Annotated in this window: 4 protein-coding genes; all 4 read right to left on the reverse strand. The window is 68.4% G+C overall.

The features are described 5' to 3' along the window. Positions 1-453: 453 nt before the first annotated feature. Complete coding sequence (locus Q1A87_RS23250) at positions 454-1,353, reverse strand: hypothetical protein (RefSeq protein WP_299657168.1); 900 nt, start codon at positions 1,351-1,353, stop codon at positions 454-456. Next, on the reverse strand, positions 1,353-1,793 hold the full coding sequence (locus Q1A87_RS23255) for a hypothetical protein (protein WP_299654989.1): 441 nt from the start codon (positions 1,791-1,793) through the stop codon (positions 1,353-1,355). The genes Q1A87_RS23250 and Q1A87_RS23255 overlap by 1 nt, the downstream gene beginning before the upstream one ends. Continuing rightward, positions 1,790-1,957: a hypothetical protein gene (locus Q1A87_RS23260; RefSeq protein ID WP_363323067.1), complete on the reverse strand. Its 168-nt coding sequence runs from the start codon at positions 1,955-1,957 to the stop codon at positions 1,790-1,792. Before Q1A87_RS23260 ends, Q1A87_RS23255 begins: the two co-directional genes overlap by 4 nt. Beyond that, the coding region (locus tag Q1A87_RS23265; RefSeq protein WP_299657174.1) for an AAA family ATPase at positions 1,909-2,538 on the reverse strand (630 nt) is incomplete at its 5' end. The genes Q1A87_RS23260 and Q1A87_RS23265, both read right to left, overlap by 49 nt.

Raw genomic sequence — 2,538 nt, forward strand, 5'->3', positions numbered from 1 at the left:
ATGACCGCTCCCTCCCGTGGATTACAGCAAACCCACCTTGGCACATCGATGCCGTCGGGGGGCGGTCACACCATCAACGCCTCACCCGATAAGTCACTCTCGCAGCGATTCCGTTTTTATCATCATATAGATAGGCTCTAAAATAGAAAAAATAGAAAAGAAAAAGAGCACGATACGTTTGGAAACGTTGTCTATGGGCTGGACTATGATTCACTAGTCCTGATGCGATAAAAGTGGATCATGACGGGCAGGCTGGAACTCTGGTCGATCACGGATAGGCTGACAGAGGTATCGGCGCGGGGCAATCCGGCGGAGACACTGGCCGCGATGGTAGGCTTCGAGATGTTCCGACCGGTACTGAAGAAAACGCTTGCGTAGCCGCCGCGCTAGATGACCTGATCAGTAAAACAATTCATAAGAACATCTGCTACGTTCGTTCTTGTTCAGCATTCCTCACTGCCTGTGTAGCATATCCTCTCCGGTGACGGGCCTGAGGTTCATCTCGCCGGGCCCCTTCACTAACACCTCCGCCTGCACGCTGTCGCCATCCCGGGCGGTGAGCAGATCGGCGCAGGCGACCCAGAGGCGGAGCTTATAGAGGCCGGGCTGCAACTCGGCGCCGAGCACGAGGGAGAGGGGGATGGGCTCACCCTTGGCACCCCAGGGCTCAACGTTGCGGGTCTCGGCGCCGATGGCCTGGTCCTCGAGCCAGCCATTGAGGCTGCAGGGCAGGGGGGCGATGGCGCCGGGGCCGAAGCGGACCTGCAGATCGGCGGCGATCTGGTGGCGCCCGGCTTCGGTCGCCTTGAGCCAGCCCTGCAGCTCGATCCCGGCGGGGCCGGCGTAGCGCACGCCGCGATCCGCGAGATCGCTGAGCCGGATCGGCCCGCCGGTGTAGACGAAGCCGCCGATGCTGTCGGCGGGGATTTCGTTCAAGGCCTGGCCTTGGGTCGGGGCGGCATGCACGACCGCGATGGCGTCGGGCGCGTAGCTCTCGGCTTCGGCGGACGTGTCCGTCGGCGTGGGCGCGGTCTCCGGTTCCACACCGGCTCCGGGCGGGGCCGCCGCATCCGAAGCCGCGGTCGAAGGATCGCTCGCCGAGCCTGAGGTACCAGACGGCGCGGGAATGCCTGCCGCGTTGACGTCCTCGCCGCTGCCGAGCCTCTGCAAGAGGGTATCGAGCTTGGCCTCGATGCGGTCGAGCTGGTCCTGCTGATCCTGGCGGGCGACATCGGAAGATGCCGTCGTGCCCGGGGCTGCGTCCTGCGCCCGGGCAGGGGCCATAGCGCCCGTAGCGAGGACCGTGGCGAGTGTGAGCATGGGTGCGCGTGCGACGCGCGGGGATCGGGACATCACGGGGTCTCCTTAGGCCGGGAGGCGGGGTCTGTGGCACGCAGGGTGCCGAAGGGATCGGCGGGCGCGTCCGGATCGATCTCGATGCGCAGACCGTCGAGGGCGCGACCGGGGGCCAGCGGGCCGGTCGGGGTCTCCGCCGGCGCCGCGCCCGCTTCGTTCGAAGCCGGGGCAGGGTCCCCGTAGCGCGCGCCCGGCGGCGGCAGGGGCGCAGCCGGAGCATCGGGTCCGGGTGTCTCCACGCCGGACACCGGGAGCGATGTCGACGCCGTGTTGGACCTGTCGACCCACGGGCGGGCCATCAGGGTGGCGAGCGCCACGCCGGCCGCGATGGTGGCATAGCGGAACACCCGGTCGGTAACCCAGGCCCGCGGGATCGCGGCCCCGAGCCGGCCGAGGGTCTGGAGAACGGTCCCGATCGGTTGCGGCAGGGGTCTCACGAGGCCGCCTCCGCGGGCGCGGTGTCGTCAGCGGCCAGAACGATGGTGCAAGCGGTGTCGATATCCGCCGCCGTGATGATCTCAAGATCGGCGCGTGCGCGTGCGGTGTGGCGCATCACCCGGCTGCCCTGGGCCTCGCGGGTGCACTTCCAGAGCGTGCGCACCGCACGGCCGTTGCCGGGATCGCGGGCGCAGGCCAGGCCGTGCAGGCGTCGTCGCGGGCTTGTCGGGCGTCCGGAGCCAGTACGTAGCCGGCGCGGGCCACGTGGTCGTCGAAGAGCCCGGCGAGTTCGTCGGGGGCGTAGTCGGTGAAGGGGATGGTGCGGGCGAAGCGCGAGCGCAGGCCGGGATTGGCGTCGAGGAAGCGGCGCATTGGGCCGGGATAGCCCGCCACGATGACGCAGCGCCGGTCGCGCCTGTCCTCGATGAGTTTCAGCAGCGTGTCGATTGCCTCGGGGCCGAAGTCCCCGCCGCCGCTGCCCGGGGGGCTGAGCGTATAGGCCTCGTCGACGAAGAGCACGCCGTCGAGGGCGCTCTCGACGGCCTCGCGGGTCTTTGGCGCGGTCTGGCCGATATACTGGCCAACGAGGTCGGCGCGGTCGACTTCGACCATGTGGCCCAAGCGCAGGTAGCCGAGGCCCGCGAGGATCTCGCCCATCAGCCGCGCCACGGTGGTCTTGCCGGTGCCAGGATTGCCGACGAAGACGCAATGCAGGCTCGGGCCGGGGCCGGACGTGCCCCCGAG

It is taken from the genome of uncultured Jannaschia sp. (assembly GCF_947494055.1).
In the GTDB taxonomy this organism is placed as follows: domain Bacteria; phylum Pseudomonadota; class Alphaproteobacteria; order Rhodobacterales; family Rhodobacteraceae; genus Jannaschia.